The organism is Sulfitobacter sp. NFXS29, from assembly GCF_040148765.1.
Classification (GTDB): Bacteria; Pseudomonadota; Alphaproteobacteria; order Rhodobacterales; family Rhodobacteraceae; genus Sulfitobacter.
Genome location: NZ_JAGDED010000001.1, coordinates 1 through 16,525, shown reverse-complemented (window position 1 = coordinate 16,525; position 16,525 = coordinate 1). Strand labels below are relative to the sequence as shown.

General features: G+C 57.6%; 14 protein-coding genes. 10 read left to right on the top strand and 4 right to left on the bottom strand.

Translation table 11 applies throughout. From position 1 onward, the window contains the following. Positions 1 to 8 precede the first annotated feature (8 nt). The 4 genes from J3456_RS00070 (at position 9) to J3456_RS00055 (ending at position 4,116) form a co-directional block, all read left to right on the top strand. On the top strand, positions 9 to 791 hold the full coding sequence (locus tag J3456_RS00070; RefSeq protein WP_120351839.1) for a ZIP family metal transporter: 783 nt from the start codon (positions 9 to 11) through the stop codon (positions 789 to 791). Beyond that, positions 775 to 1,269: a signal peptidase II gene (lspA, locus tag J3456_RS00065; protein WP_082852052.1), complete on the top strand. Its 495-nt coding sequence runs from the start codon at positions 775 to 777 to the stop codon at positions 1,267 to 1,269. The genes J3456_RS00070 and lspA overlap by 17 nt, the downstream gene beginning before the upstream one ends. After that, positions 1,266 to 2,837 carry an apolipoprotein N-acyltransferase gene (gene lnt / locus J3456_RS00060; RefSeq protein ID WP_349578378.1) on the top strand — a complete coding sequence of 524 codons (1,572 nt, stop codon included), beginning with the start codon at positions 1,266 to 1,268 and terminating at the stop codon, positions 2,835 to 2,837. Before lspA ends, lnt begins: the two co-directional genes overlap by 4 nt. 283 nt (positions 2,838 to 3,120) lie before the next feature. Beyond that, the gene (locus tag J3456_RS00055) at positions 3,121 to 4,116 is read left to right on the top strand and encodes a cytochrome c oxidase assembly protein (protein WP_349578377.1); all 996 of its coding nucleotides are present in this window, start codon (positions 3,121 to 3,123) and stop codon (positions 4,114 to 4,116) included. A gap of 239 nt (positions 4,117 to 4,355) precedes the next feature. Here J3456_RS00055 and mntR read toward each other — a convergent pair whose 3' ends face one another. Then, the gene (gene mntR / locus J3456_RS00050; RefSeq protein ID WP_349578376.1) at positions 4,356 to 4,826 is read right to left on the bottom strand and encodes a manganese-binding transcriptional regulator MntR; all 471 of its coding nucleotides are present in this window, start codon (positions 4,824 to 4,826) and stop codon (positions 4,356 to 4,358) included. A 244-nt stretch (positions 4,827 to 5,070) separates the two neighbouring features. On the opposite strand from mntR, the gene J3456_RS00045 reads away from it, so the two are divergent. The 4 genes from J3456_RS00045 to phnE are packed head-to-tail and all read left to right on the top strand — an operon-like array spanning position 5,071 to position 9,210. Continuing rightward, complete coding sequence (locus tag J3456_RS00045) at positions 5,071 to 6,798, top strand: cytochrome c peroxidase (protein WP_260010383.1); 1,728 nt, start codon at positions 5,071 to 5,073, stop codon at positions 6,796 to 6,798. Beyond that, positions 6,798 to 7,673, top strand: coding sequence for a phosphate/phosphite/phosphonate ABC transporter substrate-binding protein (locus J3456_RS00040; RefSeq protein WP_276153445.1), 876 nt, complete (start codon positions 6,798 to 6,800; stop codon positions 7,671 to 7,673). The genes J3456_RS00045 and J3456_RS00040 overlap by 1 nt, the downstream gene beginning before the upstream one ends. Further along, positions 7,670 to 8,452, top strand: coding sequence for a phosphonate ABC transporter ATP-binding protein (locus tag J3456_RS00035; RefSeq protein WP_349578375.1), 783 nt, complete (start codon positions 7,670 to 7,672; stop codon positions 8,450 to 8,452). Before J3456_RS00040 ends, J3456_RS00035 begins: the two co-directional genes overlap by 4 nt. Next, positions 8,449 to 9,210, top strand: a complete 762-nt coding sequence (gene phnE / locus J3456_RS00030; protein ID WP_349578374.1) for a phosphonate ABC transporter, permease protein PhnE — start codon at positions 8,449 to 8,451, stop codon at positions 9,208 to 9,210. The genes J3456_RS00035 and phnE overlap by 4 nt, the downstream gene beginning before the upstream one ends. 3 nt (positions 9,211 to 9,213) lie before the next feature. Here phnE and J3456_RS00025 read toward each other — a convergent pair whose 3' ends face one another. The 3 genes from J3456_RS00025 to J3456_RS00015 form a co-directional block, all read right to left on the bottom strand. Next, positions 9,214 to 9,723, bottom strand: a complete 510-nt coding sequence (locus J3456_RS00025) for a L,D-transpeptidase family protein (RefSeq protein WP_067264398.1) — start codon at positions 9,721 to 9,723, stop codon at positions 9,214 to 9,216. 66 nt (positions 9,724 to 9,789) lie between these two features. Then, on the bottom strand, positions 9,790 to 12,186 hold the full coding sequence (locus tag J3456_RS00020) for a heavy metal translocating P-type ATPase (protein WP_502989474.1): 2,397 nt from the start codon (positions 12,184 to 12,186) through the stop codon (positions 9,790 to 9,792). 506 nt (positions 12,187 to 12,692) lie between these two features. Continuing rightward, the gene (locus J3456_RS00015; protein WP_349579108.1) at positions 12,693 to 13,358 is read right to left on the bottom strand and encodes a L,D-transpeptidase; all 666 of its coding nucleotides are present in this window, start codon (positions 13,356 to 13,358) and stop codon (positions 12,693 to 12,695) included. Between the two features lie 794 nt (positions 13,359 to 14,152). Between J3456_RS00015 and J3456_RS00010 the strand changes: the two genes are divergently transcribed. Then, the gene (locus tag J3456_RS00010; protein WP_244153561.1) at positions 14,153 to 14,917 is read left to right on the top strand and encodes a transglutaminase-like domain-containing protein; all 765 of its coding nucleotides are present in this window, start codon (positions 14,153 to 14,155) and stop codon (positions 14,915 to 14,917) included. Then, positions 14,907 to 15,872: a cation diffusion facilitator family transporter gene (locus J3456_RS00005; protein WP_349578373.1), complete on the top strand. Its 966-nt coding sequence runs from the start codon at positions 14,907 to 14,909 to the stop codon at positions 15,870 to 15,872. Before J3456_RS00010 ends, J3456_RS00005 begins: the two co-directional genes overlap by 11 nt. The last annotated feature ends 653 nt before the right edge of the window (positions 15,873 to 16,525 follow it).

Below are 16,525 nucleotides of genomic sequence, written 5' to 3'. Positions count from 1 at the left end.
CTCAGCGCTTGGAACCCTTGTCCCCAATAACTCTCGGCTTTCTTGGAAGCCTTGCCGCCGGATCGCTGACAGCGGTCGGGGCGACCCCCGTTCTCTTTGGACGCGTCCCCTCTCGTGCCACGCGCGATTTGCTGCTTGGCTTCGCGGCGGGTGTCATGCTCGCTGCTTCATTCTTTTCGTTGATCATTCCGGCTCTCGACGCAGCCGAAAGACAGTTCGACAACGGTGCTCTCCCGGCAACCATCGTTTGTGTTGCGATCTTGCTTGGCATGGGGGCGGTCGCTCTGATGAATGAACGACTGCCGCATGAACATTTCAAAACGGGGCGAGAAGGGCCCGCCGCCGCATCTCTGCGCCGCGTCTGGCTCTTCATCATAGCGATCACGATCCACAATTTTCCCGAAGGGCTTGCCGTTGGTGTCGGGTTTGGGGCTGATGGTTTCTCAGGTGGCTTGCCGCTCGCGATTGGCATCGGGCTGCAAAACGCGCCCGAGGGCCTCGCCGTAGCGGTCTCATTGCTTGGTGAGGGGTATTCCAGGCGCCGTGCGTGGGGGGTTGCCGCCCTGACAGGTCTTGTCGAGCCGGTAGGCGGGCTTCTTGGCGCTGGCATCATCGGCATCTCGCAGCCCCTGTTGCCATGGGGCCTCGCCTTCGCCGCCGGGGCGATGCTCTACGTAATCAGCCACGAAATCATTCCCGAAACCCACCGATCCGGCCATCAAAACAGGGCGACTTTCGGTCTCGCGGTCGGCCTCGTGATCATGTTGTTCCTAGATGTATGGCTGGGGTGATGAGATGAAACAGTCCCATTTCCAAGGCTTCATTGCGGCTGGAACTGCTTTTCTTGTTGATCAGGTGACAAAAGCAATCGTCGTCGCTAATGCGACAGATTTGAGCGCCGGAATTCCGGTCTTTCCCAGTTTTAATCTTATTTACTTGCGCAACGATGGCGTGACATTCGGACTGCTTGGTGGAGCACCATGGTGGGGCCTTGCGACCTTGGCCCTAGCCATCTGCGGCTGGTTGACCGTCATGCTGGTACGCACTGACAACCGGGTTGAGGCTATCGCCTATGGTGCGATCATCGGTGGTGCGCTCGGCAACGTCCTCGACCGCATTCGATTTTGGGGTGTGACGGACTTCCTCGATTTCTACGTCGGCTCCACGCATTGGCCCGCCTTCAACATGGCGGATGTGTTCGTGGTCGGTGGCGTGGGGCTGCTGCTCTTAGCACCGTGGTTAGCCGCTAAACTTCAGACTGGCCCATGATGACGGGTTGGCTGCAATTGACTGGCTGCAGCCGTTGCTTTCCCCTGCGATCAGGGATTAGCTTTATGGCGGGCGGTTTAACGGTTTTAACCCTTCCACCGTTCTCATGGATCATCGCTGTTCCAGTCGCCTTCTCAGCACTCTTTCTCGTGCTCATGCAGGTTTCCACCGCGCGCGCCTTCGTCATCGGCTGGATCTTTGGAATGGGCCAGTTCCTGTTTGGAATTTCCTGGATTGCCGAAAGCTTTTACGTCGATTCCGAACGTTTCGGTGCCCTTGCGATCCCAGCAGTCGCGGGACTGTCCGCCGGACTGGCCATTTTTCCAGCTATTGCGGCGATGTTATTTGCCACCGTAATGCAGCGCCGTGCTGTCGGCGGCATTACGGCAGGTCTTCTGTTTGCAACGTGTTGGGTTGCCGCGGAATGGCTGCGTGGTCATGTCCTGACGGGGTTTCCCTGGAACCTTGCTGCTTATGCCCTTGTCGAACATGCCCCCCTGCGCCAACCCGCCGCATGGGTCGGAAGTTACGGTCTGGGCTTTGTCACGGTATTTATCAGCATATTGCCAGGTGTGTTCATCGCAGCCGCGCCAAACAGCCGCGCAGCTGTCTTGACGCTCTTTGCCGTCGCGGTGACGGTAATTTGGGGGGGCGGTGTGCTTCGGCTAAATCAGAACGTGCCGCCAACGGACATTGCTTTGCGCATCGTCCAAGGCAATGTGCCGCAAGTCGAGAAGTGGGCGCCGGGCAGCCGCGAACGCACGCTGGAAAAATACCTCGGCTTGTCCGCGCAACCCGGACGCTTCGACCTGCTGCTGTGGCCGGAAACGGCCTTTCCCGGTTTTCTGGACGAAGACGCCTTGGCGCGCAGGCGGTTATCCACGGTTTTGCCAGACGGTAGGATCCTTTTGACAGGTGTGCCTGACCGCGTAGAGAGGGATGGGGGAACCCGATATTTCAACACGGTTCAGGTCTATGACGGCAGCGGCGAAATTCTAACGGGATATGCAAAACATCATCTTGTTCCGTTCGGGGAATATGTGCCCCTGAAAGGTTGGCTGCCGTTCGAGCGTCTGGCCGAAGGTTTGGGTGATTTCACGCCGGGACCAGGGCCACGAACGCTGGCAGTTCCGGGCGCGCCTCTGGTTGCGGTGGCAATCTGTTACGAGATCATTTTTCCGGGCCAAGTGGTCGACGATCTTTTTCGTCCCGACTGGATTTTCAACGCCACAAATGATGCCTGGTTCGGCGCCAGCATCGGGCCCGAGCAGCACCTCGCATCCGCGCGCATGCGCGCTGTGGAGGAAGGGCTACCCGTGGTGCGCGCTGCGAACACCGGGATATCCGCAATTATTGATGCTAACGGCGAGATCGTCGCGCGCCTCGACACTGGGCGAACAGACGTCATAAATGAAAGCCTACCGGCAGCGCGTACGGCTACGCCTTACGGACGTTTCGGCGATTGGACATTTCTGTCGCTCATCTGTGCAGCTTGGACGTTGAGGTTTGCCTTCGGCTTGGCCAAAAAGCGACATAAGTCTTTAAAAACAAACCCAAAGGAACCGTGATGCTAATGTTTGTAGGCTTTATCGGAGGTGCTTTTCGGGGAGGCTATTTAGCCCGGAGCCGCAAAGGGAACTACCTAGACATCCTTCAATATGCGGCAAGCTTCGGCATCGCCCTAGGCCTACTGGGTTTCTTCATCTCAGTGGTTCTCTTACGCATCACTTCCTGACGCGAATTTGGTCTTTGTATCGAATTAAAACTGCCCGCTTCCTAGGGTTGCGTAATGGGAAAATCCCGACGTTCATCGGTACCTATCGACTGGCTGACAATACAAAATGACAGGAGTTGATAATCCCCTTCTTTCTTCTTTTCGACCCGTTTGGATTTGCGGTTTCGCCAGTGTCCATTGTATCCGTCAGTTTGGCCGCATGGTTCTATATGCGCGGCCTCAGACGACCCGTGCGTATCCGCGGAACGATCTCTGTCTGGCGTCCGATCTTGTTCTTCGCCGGCCTTGCTTGCATTCTTGCAGCCATGAACGCACCGCTCGCTGTAATGGGACATACCTTATTCTCAATACATCAGGTCGAACATCTTCTTCTTCGCCTTATCGGCCCCCTTCTCATCGCCGTATCGCAGCCGTGGCGCATCCTGCTATCCAGCCTCGAAAGACGCCGGCGTCAACACTTCAGTGCGCCAGCGAACTCCCGGGGACAAAGTTTCTTAGCGCATCCAACGGCCGCAACTGGGTTGATTGTTGGAGCGCTATTTATCTGGCAGGTACCTGTCATTTACGCACTTGCGCAGCGTATCGCGGCTATCGAAGTGTTCGCTCATCTGGGAATGGTACTAGCAGGGCTCTGGTTCTTTACCATGCTCTTCGATCCCAGAGACCCCCCTGTGGGCGCCAAACGCGGAGCGAGGCTGTTGTCCGCCTTTGTTGTGATCGTAGCAAACATTTTTCTAGGTTCCCTGACGACACTCAAGGAGGTGAGCCTTTACGCATTCTCCCATAGGGAAAGAATTGGATTGATCGATGCGCTGTCCGACGAAACGATCGGCGGCTATACTATTTGGGTCCCGTCTTCGATGGTGATGATCGTCGCGATCATTCTGGTCATGAACGGCTGGGACGCTGCGGAAGTACGTCGCTGGAATACGAGATACGACCTGCTACGCGGCTCGAATTCAGCGGCACTGGAGTTTCCGGAAACCGCCGAAGAATTGCGTCTGAAAGTGGCAAAGACAAACCGCGACATGGGCCGAACCCTCGCCATAGGCGCATTGGTCATGTTCTTGATCGTCATCACAACGGTGGTGACAATTGTCTATGCGCTTTGAACAGAGGACCCACTCAAGGGTTGCGCCTACCTCTTTTCACGCGACCGGCATTTTCGCTGCATGGTCGGCGCAGGTAGGAATATTGGGCGCACTATTTCGTGCTGGCCAAACTCAGAGGACGCGATGGGTTGGACCAGAGTTGAGCATTGATACAAATGCTACCCCGCCAACGTATGACTGCTGACGCTGCAGCCTCCTGAGTCTCGCCTTGCTGAATTTCGAGAGAACTCGATGCTGCGCTACTTGCCGCTCTGAAACTTCTGGAGGGCGTGCTCGAAGGCCTCCAGCGTGGTCGTGCTGACGTGATGCTCGATCCCCTCCGCATCGCGTTCCGCAGTCTCTTCGTCGATTCCCAGGCTGAGAAGAAACGCGACAACGACTCTATGGCGGCGGCGACAGGCCTCGGCCAATTCTCGGCCCGCATCGGTTAGAAATATTGCGCGGTAACGCTCCCGCCGCACCAAACCAGCAGCCTTGAGTCGGGAGATGTTCTTGGTCACTGTTGGAGATTTCACGCCAAGCCGCTCGGCGATTTCGACCGGCCTAGCCTCCCCCCGCAACTCGATCAGCTCTGCGATCAGTTCCACATAATCCTCCGCCATTTCGCTTTCATGTGCTCGGCGCACAGTCGCGAAACCCTTAGCCTGCGCTTCGGGAGCTCTCTCGACAGTCTCGAACGCCTCGCGTTCGTATGATTGTAGCTTCGACATGTCCGGACATTGCAACGAATAACTAAAATTGACAATCTAATTAGCCTAGAATACCTAAGTTAGACGAGTCTAAGTTTTAGCGCTGGAGGCTATGGTGATAAAAAATCTTTCGAGGCTGCTGCTAACCGCTGCAAGCGCGGTCCTGCTGTCCGGACCCGGGGGGGCGACGCCTGTCAAAGAGGCTCCGTGGCTTCCTGAGGCGGCAGCCTATCGGCTGACACTTTTTCTTGGGAATCTCGCGCCAGTGCCTTGGGACGACATCGAGACCGCTTGGACAGAACCTCACCGGGGATCGGAATTCTCGACCGGCGCGTTGGAGTGGGTGGACCGCAAAAGCGGTATCAAGCCGGATGGTATCCTTGACGCCATGGCACGTGAAGACCGGCAAGCAGTTTTCACAGAGGCCACTCGTCTTGTAGCGCTTAGGATCGAAGAGGAATTGGACCGGACTCTCGCAGCCGAAGAACCTGCAAAGGCGCGCCAGGCTCTGCGAACGGCAGGCGAGCTCTACCGTGCGTTTGAGGATGGTATCGCGGCAGCCGACCCCGAAGCAGCAAGACGTATCGGCCTCGCTTGGCTGGAACTTAACAGCAGCACGGGGTCCGCTGGTCTTCTCGGCGCTGGCGCCTTTTCCGCAGATCGCGACACGCTGGAGGCCGCGCGCGCAGTCATTTCCAGCTATCTCGCGGAAAATTACCTCTTAGCCAACTATGCTCCACGTCAGACACTGAGCGCCCTGCCCGAAACCGCTGTGTTCAGCCGACGCACTATCGAGGTGCCGCCAAGCTTGCCGCCTGGCTCCGACATCTTCGATCAGGACCCGCTGCCATTGCTTGTCCTCAACTTCGAGGAACAAGGTATCGACGAGACCGATCTGCCCTTGGTGGCTTATGGCGACATGCTTTTCGACAGCCCGCAGATATTCGGAAATCCTGCGCGAAACCTCGGGATCGCCTGTTCGACCTGTCACAATCGCTCGGATGTGAACCAGCGCCTCTTCATCCCGGGCGCCAGCCACCAACCCGGTGCCATCGACGTCGATGGCGCGTTCTTTAATCCTATCTTCAACGACCGGCGCGACGACCCGATCGACATTCCGAGCCTGCGCGGGCTGCGCTTCACCGGGCCTTATGGTCGCGATGGGCGCTTTGCCTCTCTGCGCGACTTCAGCCGGAACGTGATCGTCAATGAATTTGGCGGCGCGGAGCCGACGCCCTTGATGCTCGACGCGCTGGTAGGATACATGCTCGAGTTCGACTTCCTACCAAACTCTAAGCTGAATGCGGATGGTACGCTGTCCGAGGCAAACCCGGACGCGGCGCACCGAGGCGAGGCTATTTTTAATCGGCCTTTCGCTGGGCTAGGCGATCGCTCCTGCGCTAGTTGCCACGTGCCTGACGCAAATTTCCTCGATCGGCAAGCCCATGACATTGGATCGGTCTCGCCGGCATATAGTGGCGCGCGCGCAGGCGCGCTGGATACGCCGTCCTTGCTGGGAACCGCATATACCGCCCCCTATTTTCACGACGGTTCGCTGTCGACGTTGGCCGCCGTTGTTGAGTGGTTCGATGAGACGAAATCGCTCGGGCTATCAGAGACGGAACGGACTGAACTGACCGCGTATCTGGAGACTGTAGGGTCGGCAGACGAGCCTTACGAGAAGTTCGACGCAGAGAACACCGCCTTTCGCCTGACTTTTGCCGAATTGGCGACATTTGCATCGACGCTCGACACGCTTCTGCCCCGACGTGACGCAGAGCACATCCTGCTGCTGACCGATACTGTCGCTGCGGACCTCGCCGCAGACGCGAGCACCATGTCGAACCTGACCGCACGGCCCGAAGTCTATGCCTTGGCCGAGCGTCTTGCCGCAGTCGGCGATGCAGTCCGTGACGACGACTGGGGGGCCGCCGAAGCAAGTTGGACCGCGTTCAAGACCGAAGCCGACGCGATCGAAGAGAGGGCATTCTGATGGAATTCTACCTAACCCGCAGAAATATGCTGGCCTTGGCCAGTGCAGGCGCGATCTCGCTGGCCTCCCCGCTGATCGCACAAGACACTCCCTTGCGGCTTGCTTTCATTCCGCAGGAGAATCCCGACAAGCTCTTAGGCGACATTGAGGCCATCACAAGATGGCTATCCGAACAGATTGGCGTTCCCGTGGAAGGCTTCGTCACCATCGACCATGCTGCGGCTGTCGAGGCACTTCGCAACGGAGATGCAGACGTCTCCTTCATGGGCGCATTGCCTTTTGTTCTGGCGGAGGCGGAAATTGGCGCGGTACCTCTCTTGTCTGAGGTCTACCGGGGCGCGTCAAGTTACACAGGACGCATTTTTGTCCGCCGCAACAGCGGTATCGAAACGCTGGCAGACCTGCGCGGGCGCGATATCGCCTTTGCCGACCCGATCTCTGAATCAGGTTATCTTTATCCTCTTTCCGAATTCGTTAAGGCCGGGCTAATTGAGGGTCCTGGCGCAGCGGAGCAATTCTTCGGCCGCGTGTTCTTTGCCGGAGGCTACCAGCAAGCCATGCAGGCTATGGCCGAAGGTCTGGTCGATGCCGCCGGTGCCAGTCAGTATGCGGATTTGTTGTTGACCCCACAACAGCAGGCCGAGGTGACTTGGCTCGTAGAAAGCGCGCCGATTCCAAGTCACCTTGTGATCGCACGCCCAGAACTCGATGCCGCCCTGCAAGCCCGTTTTGTTGACGTCATGCTGAAGCTCAACGAACCGAAGCACCGCGACAAATTGAGCTATCTTTACGGACCAGATGGCTACGTCAGGGCAGACGGCACCGCGTATGAAGGCGTACGCGATATGGCAAAGAAATACGGGCTGTTACGATGAGCATGGCTATCGAAATAGACGATCTGAGTTATGTCCATAAGGGCGCACAGCTACCAGCGTTGGAACGAGTCTCATTTCGGATCCCGGCGGGCGAGTGTGTCGCTTTACTGGGCCCATCCGGGGCGGGCAAAACGACGTTGCTGGCGCTGCTCGACGGTAGGATTCAGGGATGGCGCGGGCGCGTTTCTGTCTTTGGTGCGCCGCTCAATCCCGACCGCCCACCACCCCGAGCTCGCCGTCCTGATACCGGTTTCGTGTTTCAGGAATTCGCCCTCGTAGAACGCTCCACGGCACTACGCAACGTGCTCAACGGCCGCCTGGGGCGGATGTCACCTTTCCAAGCAGTACTGGGATCGCCAATGGCTCAGGATCTCGATATTGCCCGCACAGCACTCGCCGATTGCGGCATCGCAGAACTCGCGGAACGCCGGGTCGACAGTCTCAGCGGAGGGCAGCGACAGCGCGTGGCTATTGCGCGATGTCTGGCGCAGGAACCACGGCTGATCCTCGCCGACGAGCCAGTGAGCAACCTCGACCCCGCCCGCGCTGGAGAGGTTCTGGGGTTGATGACCAAGGCGGCGCGAGCGCGTGATGCAACAGCGCTATTCTCCTCGCACCAACCCGATCTGGCGCGGCGTTTTGCAGGGCGCATCATCGGCATACGAGAGGGGCGGATCGCGTTTAACGTGCCAACGTCCGAGTTGAAAGACGATGCGACTGCCGAACTCTATCGGGGGTCAGGACCGACGCCGGAACTCGGTCCCCGGGCGGTGTTATGATGGCCCCCCGCGACTTCGGCGGCTTCGTCACCAGTTCGCTGATCGCTATTGCCATCCTATGGTCCCTCGTCACAACCGATGTCGAGTTGTCGCGTCTTGCTTCGGCCGGTCCACGGATTACCGACTTTATCGGCCGGATGTTCCCGCCCGATCCGACAGTGATGACCGAGATCAAAAAAGGCAGCGCAGAGACACTAAGAATAGCAATCCTCGGCTCCCTCGGCGCAGTGCTGCTGTCGACCCCTCTGGCTATTCTCGCGTCCGAAACCATGGTTTCGCGTGCGGTGTTCGGGCCGGTCCGCGCGCTGCTGGCCTTTATCCGGGCGGTACCGCTGATCCTCGTGGCCATGCTCATGGTGGGCGCGGTCGGGCTCGGGCCGCTGCCCGGCATCATCGCAGTTGCCTTTCATGCCACTGGGATGCTCGCTAAATTCTATGCCGAGGCGATCGACGGCGTATCTCGCGCCCCCGTCGCAGCACTTGAAAGTGCAGGGGCTGGACCGCTCGTGCGGCTGAGACATGCGATTTGGCCACAGATGGCCCCAGTCATCGCCCGCGACACGATTTTCCGGTTCGAACTGAACCTGCGTGAGTCGTTGGTCCTCGGCATCGTCGGCGCGGGCGGGATCGGCTTTTACATCCAGACCTACATCCGCTCTTTTCAGTATGACAAGGCGGCCAGCGTCACGATTGCCGTCGTCGGCCTAGTCATCGTCATCGAGGCGATCAACATCACGCTGCGTCGCCGATTTACCTAACCATCAAGCATAAATGTCGATCGGTGTTCCATTTTTCACCATTGCGTAGATTTCCTCGATCTGACGGTCCGTTACGGCGATGCATCCTGCGGTCCAGTCACGCTTGTTCATCGGGTCGATCCCCTTGCGTGGCCCACCGTGAATAAAAATATCGCCACCCGGCGACTTTCCTTGGGACTCAGCAAAGGCAATATCCGCCGCGTTGGGATATGAGATGCCGATGGAGAGGTGGAAGAGGCTGTCCGGGTTGCGTCGGTCAATCACGTAGGTGCCTTCTGGCGTACGGCCGTCTCCCTCGAACTGTTTGTGACCCTGGGGCGCGAAGCCCAATCCGATGGGAAATGTACGCAAAACGCCAGCCTTCCCGTCAAGGACGAGCAACCGCTGTGCCTTGTACATGCGAAGACGGGTTACTTTGGGTCCGTTGTAGGTCCGGAACTTATCTGCACAGCCTGACAGGAAGGCAGCCAACCCACTTAGAATAAAGACCCGTCGTGGAAAATTGGTAGTCATTACTGCTTGATGCCCCTTTCGTGAGGTCTGATGTGTTTTAGGCATTACTTAACCGCAAATGCCGGATCAATGACCGTGCGCGAGTGCTCCCTTTGCCATATTCTCGCCCACCGGTTCACCGCCCGAAGGCCCGCCCTTGATCTGATAGCCGTTCAAAAGCCGCAGTGCATTGGCGACCACCAACAGGGATACGCCCACATCCGCAGCGATGGCGCCCCACATAGAGGCCATGCCGAACGCGGTCAGCCCGACGAACAGCGCTTTGGTCGCCAACGATATACCAATATTCTGGTGGATGATCGACATGGTCCGGCGTGAATGACCAATAAGCCAGGGCACCTTGCCGATATCGTCAGTCATCAGCGCAATGTCGGCCGTCTCGATGGCCGCATCAGATCCGACTGCCCCCATGGCAATGGCATAATGCGCCCGCGCCATGGCCGGTGCGTCGTTCACGCCGTCACCAATCATCGCCACCATGTCGTGGATTTCCACCAGTTCTTCGATGGCCGTCACCTTATCTTCTGGCAAAAGTTCGGCGCGCACTTCGTCGATCCCAACTTCGGCCGCGACGGCACGCGCGGTGCGTTCGTTGTCGCCCGTCAACATCACGATCGTCTCCACACCCTGCGCATGCAACTTTTCAACGACCCCCTTAGCATCAGGGCGGATGCGGTCGCGCAGCTCTAGTATGCCGACCACGGCAGTCTCGTCACCCACTACAACTAAGGTGCTCCCTGCTCCTTCTATTCGATCTCTCAAATCTGTCGGAATGTGATTGCCAAACCCCTTCTCCTCAGCGAACCGATCCGAGCCGAGCCAGATTACACGCCCGTCGGCGCGCCCTTCCAGCCCGCGTCCAGGCACGGTGCGTGTATCCTCTGCAGCAGTTATGGAAACACCATCAGTTTGCGCGCGCGCGAGAATGGCCCGTGCCAGCGGGTGCGAAGACCGTGCCTCCAAACTCGCTGCCAGCGTTATGAGATCGCGCGCGGAGGCTTCGCCCAATGCGTGAACTGCTGCAACCTCGGGTTCGCCCATAGTGATCGTTCCCGTCTTATCCATCGCCAGCGCAGTGGTGCGACCTGGCGCCTCAACATAAGCGCCCCCCTTGATAAGCACCCCTGCTCGCGCCGACGCGGTCAGCGCTGCCACGATCGAAACTGGTGTTGAGATGACAAGGGCACAGGGGCACGCGATTACCAGCAGCACCAACGCATTGTAGAACCAATAGTCCCAGGCACCGCCCAGGAGGAGCGGCGGCACCAGCGCAAGGGCGACCGCCAGCGCCATCACTATGGGGGTGTAGATGCGTGCAAACTTCGCGACCCATTGCTCGACCGGGGCGCGACGGGCATGGGCATCGCCGACCATGCGAATGATTTTCGCGAGCACCGTGTCCGAGGCGGCCTTCGTCGCGCGCACCGTCAGTGTGCCCTCACCATTGATTGTGCCGGCATAAACCTCGTCGCCGAGTTCCTTCGGAACCAGTGCGCTTTCGCCAGTGATCGGGGCCTGGTCGACAGCCCCGGCCCCCTCTAAGACCTCGCCATCAAGTGGGATGCGGTCGCCGCCGCGCACGATGAAGCGATCATCCACGGCAACTTCTGCCGCTGGAACATTCGCCTCGCTACCATCCGGCCGGATGATCCTGGCTGTCGGTGGTGCTAAATCCAGAAGGGCCGACACCGCATTGCGCGCCCGCCCCACACTCCAGCTCTCAAGGTAGAGCGACAGTGAAAAGAAAAACGCAACTGTCGCTGCCTCGAATAATTCGCCCAGCCCGATAGCACCCGCCACGGCCACCACCATCAATAGATTCATGTCAGGGCTAATTCTGCGTGCTGAAGACCAGGCCTTTGGTGCAACGAGCCAGACGCCAAAAAGGATTGCGACGGCAAACAGCCCGGCTTCCGCGATGGGCATCGGCGCCGTGCCATGCCCTGCAAACAGACCAAGCGCACCACCCATGCCCGTTTCGACGATATGGTAGAGAAATCCTGCCGCCCAAAACCCGCCGCTCAGCGTGGTAAAACCCTTTTGACGTGCCAAATGCGCTGCCTGATTTTCGGCAGCGTTGTCGGCATCCCACGGTTTCGCGCTCATGCCCGTGCTCGCGACCAACTCAGCGACCTCATCATCTGAAATCTTATCCGCAGTATCCAGAATCGTCATTCGTCCATTAATGACATCAAACGCCAGATGCTCTGTCCCGCCAACTGTTGGACCGACAGCCCTATTCAGGATCGCCACCTCTTCGGCACAATCCAGACCAGAGACCTGGAAACTTCGTCCGGTCGCGGGGATGGGTTGTGCTGGTTCCGTGTCGGCTCCAGCACCGCAGCACGTACCACCTTCTCCATGAGAGTGGGAAACTCCTTTCGGATGCTCTTGATAATCACTGTGCTCGCGATCGCGGTCAGATTTGTGTTTGTGGTCGCGGCGGTGGTCATGGATAGACATAGATTGACCCTAGGATTAGATTGATTCAACTCTGACATACCCCCTACAGTTACTAGAGGTTCAATAGAAAAATTGCGTTTCTTTTTATGAACTCTTTTGAAGATGCCGCGCTCCGACCGCCCCAGGGTGGTTCTTGTGGACCTGTGCCCGGTATGCAAGATTGTTGGTGAAAACCAAATTAGGACAGGTCAGAGGACTGAATGCAAACACGACATATGATGATTGGAGCGGCCCTGCTGCTCGCAAGCGGATGTGCCGCACCAATGGCTAACTCCCGCGCGCCGGTAGACGCGGTTGGAAACCTTCCCGAACAAATCGTTAACCTAGCTGCACCTGGTCAGGACCTCACAACAGCTCGGCTTCGTTCCGAGGATGGATGCTACTGGTATGAGCACAGCGGTCCAGTAGAAACGACACTGGTGCCGCTCCGCTCAATAGGTGGCAACCCGATCTGCACCACGCGCTCGGCGTGACTAATTGACCAGTGCAGACTGGTTGGGCGTAGATCACGTTCGCGGGGTCACGCTTTCTTCTGCCGAATACAGGAACGCCGTCGAACCAGTTTTAACGTTCGGGTATAGATGGTTGATATGTGCCATGACCATGCGGACACACCCCGAACTCGCGCGCCCGCCGATGCTTCTTGGTTCGGGCGTCCCGTGAATGCGTAGATAGGTGTCTCGGTTGCCTTCAAAAAGGTAAAGCGCCCGCGAGCCAAGAGGGTTTTCTGGGCCAGGGTCAACACCGTCGGCAACCGGGCCATAGAGCTCGGGATCGCGTGCGATCATGTTTTGGGTCGGCGTCCAGTTTGGCCATTCCACTTTTCGCTGGATCGTATACGTGCCGGGCTCGTACAGGTTACCACGGGCGATCGCCACACCGTAACGCATCGCAGTTCCCCCTTCTTCGATGTGATAGATGTAGCGCGCTACGGCATCGACATGGACGTCTCCCGGAACAAGCCCGTCCTTAGCGACCACCCGCTGGGGCAAAAAGCGCGGGTGCAGGCCCCACGGGTTTGACGTAGTTGGATCAAAAGCGGGAGGTGTGACCTGCGCGTCCCAGGCGGCCTTCTCCTCCTTGATGGGCCGAGTGGCTGCCAGTAGCGGGCCAGCGATTGGAGTAGAAAACAGCGCACCGCTGGTCTGGAGAAAATGTCGTCTTGTTAGCATCATTCTTATTCCTTCAACGTTAGGTAGGCAAACTAAGCTTAAACAAGACCACTCTGCCGTTCAGTAAGGAAAGCCTGAAGCAGTATGGCCTGTTTGACTCGAATGCCGTTCTTCGCCTGCGGTCCTAACTCCTAAAGCCGCTGTAGGTTCAAGAGAAATATTTCTATCGAACCGGGCTTCTTGGAACCTAAATCCGTTCCCTTATTTGTGTTAACACCCCTACTCGGGCGGCTTCTGTGACGAAAAAAGCTACTTCTAGCAACTGATGATACGAGTTCACCGTTTCAATTCTCTGCCAACGGACAATAGCAGCCGGTTTGCGGCCAAGGGTCAAAGGCCGGCTTTTATGAATGTATAACGCCAGCCACTTCCTGACGCGGGCCATTGGCGCTGATCCGTTTTCACAGGCATACAGGCATGTAAGTAGCCCCATAAACCCCAGCTAACGCCGCAGCCCCCAGCTAAGATGTAGTTAAGGAAACGGTCATCGCTATCCATTGGCATGTGGGCACCTCACCATCGCAGCAGATTTTTCCACACCAATGAACTGAGCTAACCGCCCTGAACGGAATTCGAGTTCTTAGGTGGTCCGAACTTGTAGTTGGCTTCGTGTAACGCATTAACCTAGGGATCAGCCTCCAGGATGCTCAAAATGGATTTCGACTTTTTTGGTGATGGTGCCTCGCGGGAGCGAACATCATCCTAGTAGCGCAGCGCACGGGTTAACTTTCGACTTGAAGCTACATCTACTGTAGCAATTACACTTGTCTCATCACGATTCGATGGAGACGGGAATGAATGCCGACACAACTTTGCTTCAACCGACAGAATTACTCGACTTTTGCCGAGGCCCGATCAGTAGTCTCATCGAAAAGCGTGGCTGGCTGGCGCTTTCCGAACATGGTCGGATCGGCGCAGCATATGATTTCGTCCGTAATGAGATCCACTTCGGCTATAACCGCGCGGACAACATTCCGGCCTCAGTCGTGCTGATGGACGGCTATGGCCAGTGCAATACTAAGGCCACGCTGCTCATGGCGCTTCTGCGCGCGCTCGGTTTCCCTTGCCGGCTGCATGGCTTCACCATCCACAAGGCTCTTCAGCGTGGCGTCGTGCCCGAAGCAGTCTACCCGATTGCGCCGGTAGAGATCCTGCATTCATGGGTCGAGGTTCGCGTTATTGGCACCTGGGTGAACCTCGAAGGCTTTATTCTGGATACTGACTACCTAACCCGGCTCCAAGCGCACTTCCCCGGACGCAAAGAGTTCTGCGGTTACGGCATCGGGACAGATTGTCTCGGCGCACCACCGGTCGACTGGCGCGGTGGTGACACCTACATCCAACGCACTGGCATCACGCGCGACCTCGGAACATTTGATGCCCCGGATGAATTCTATCGGCAACATCGGCAGGAATTCGGACGCCTTCGTGGATGGCTCTACCGACACGGAATTCGCCATTGGATGAACGCACGTGTCGCCGCGCTCCGGTCGGGCCGCTTGGTCCCCTCGCCAGAGATTACGGCCCACAATCAAGAGGAGCCGCATTATGCCGCATGATCACGGTAATGCCCACATGGACCCGACTTCCGGGGACCGGAGGGTATCGGTCGCCATTTGGGCCAATGCTCTTCTGACTGTTGCGCAGGTCGTCGGCGGCATCTTTTCTGGCAGTCTTGCCCTCATTGCAGACGCACTGCACAATTTCTCTGATATGGCATCGCTAGTCATCGCCTTCGTCGCGCGCAAGATTGCCCGGCGACCGGCAGATGAACGCATGACCTTCGGCTATGGCCGGATCGAGATCGTAGCGGCGCTGATCAACTACACCACCCTAATCCTTGTCGGCTTCTATCTGATTTACGAGGGCGCGATGCGCTTTATCGAGCCAACGGAGGTCGCTGGCTGGACCGTCGTTATCCTCGGTTGCGTGGCGCTCGCGGTAGACAGCTTGACCGCATGGCTCACCTGGTCGATGCAGAAAGGCAGCGTGAACATCCGCGCGCTCTTCCTACACAATCTATCCGACGCACTGGCCTCAGTAGCGGTGATCATCGGGGGGACGCTGATCATTCTCTACGACGTGACTTGGGTCGATCCGGCGATCACGATTGCCATTGCCCTCTACATTCTCTACCTCGCCCTGACCGAAATCGGAAAGCCGATCCGTACGTTGATGCTCGGCAGCCCCCCCGACATGGATAGCCGTGCAGTGGTCCGGGCGATGACCGAGGTGGATGGTGTCGAGGACGTGCATCACGTTCATCTCTGGCAAATGCAGGAACACGAAGCAGCGCTCGACTGTCACGTGGTGCTGACAGAGGCGGGCTGGAGCCGCATCGAACCGGTCAAGGCGGAAATCAAAGAACGGCTGAGTGCGGAGTTCAGCATAATGCATTCCAGCTTTGAGTTCGAGAACATCCACCACGCGCACCAGAACGTCCAACTCTTCGGCCACGGCGACGTAGAGAAGAAACCCGACCACGAAGACAACAAAGATACTGAAAGACAGTGACAATGTCACCGGCATCGTTTGCCAGAGCAAACGGTATGGAGCGCACTCATGCGCACAAGAATGAAGAGTGGCGGACCATCCGGCCAAGTCGGTGGGGCGAGTGAAATGCCTCCACGATAAGGCCCCACAAACTGCTTTCAGACAGCGTTAAAAGACCGAACGCCACCCCGTCAGAAAATCGACCCTACGTCCGAAGTGGCCGTCGGGTTAGCTGCGGGCATCGCTTTCACCTGCGCCGCCCCTGCCAGTGATGAGTTTCGCTCCGTCATGTGTTTCACCGATGCGCTTCTGCGAATATCAGCCCGAGGTATCGGTGAAGCTCACCTCGATATCGCCCCTCTCTCGTGCCCCTGAAATGGTCCTGTTTTTTAGGACAGCTTTGTGGCTCAGCTAAGACGTAATTTGGTTGGTTTCATGCCGCCCTCTGGGTCCGCTCTGCTTCAACGAATGCGTCGTCAGAGGATTGTTTGTCGAGAGCCGTGTGTGACACCTCGGAGTTGTAAAACCCGACCCAGTCTTTGATTAAGGGTAATCCCCCCTAAAAATAGTGGTGTTCAAAAGTAGAATTTTCTCGGCAAGATATCTGAGGAGATTTATGATGAAGAACGGACGATTTAGCGACGCACAGATCATGGCCGTGTTGAAGCAGGCAG

Coding starts and splice junctions, on each gene's coding strand:
- lspA (WP_082852052.1), top strand. CDS start 775: ATGTATGGCTGGGGTGATGAGATGAAACAGTCCCATTTCCAAGGCTTC.
- lnt (WP_349578378.1), top strand. CDS start 1,266: ATGATGACGGGTTGGCTGCAATTGACTGGCTGCAGCCGTTGCTTTCCC.
- mntR (WP_349578376.1), bottom strand. CDS start 4,826: ATGTCGAAGCTACAATCATACGAACGCGAGGCGTTCGAGACTGTCGAG.
- J3456_RS00040 (WP_276153445.1), top strand. CDS start 6,798: ATGGAATTCTACCTAACCCGCAGAAATATGCTGGCCTTGGCCAGTGCA.
- J3456_RS00035 (WP_349578375.1), top strand. CDS start 7,670: ATGAGCATGGCTATCGAAATAGACGATCTGAGTTATGTCCATAAGGGC.
- phnE (WP_349578374.1), top strand. CDS start 8,449: ATGATGGCCCCCCGCGACTTCGGCGGCTTCGTCACCAGTTCGCTGATC.
- J3456_RS00025 (WP_067264398.1), bottom strand. CDS start 9,723: ATGACTACCAATTTTCCACGACGGGTCTTTATTCTAAGTGGGTTGGCT.
- J3456_RS00020 (WP_502989474.1), bottom strand. CDS start 12,186: ATGTCTATCCATGACCACCGCCGCGACCACAAACACAAATCTGACCGC.
- J3456_RS00015 (WP_349579108.1), bottom strand. CDS start 13,358: ATGCTAACAAGACGACATTTTCTCCAGACCAGCGGTGCGCTGTTTTCT.
- J3456_RS00010 (WP_244153561.1), top strand. CDS start 14,153: ATGAATGCCGACACAACTTTGCTTCAACCGACAGAATTACTCGACTTT.
- J3456_RS00005 (WP_349578373.1), top strand. CDS start 14,907: ATGCCGCATGATCACGGTAATGCCCACATGGACCCGACTTCCGGGGAC.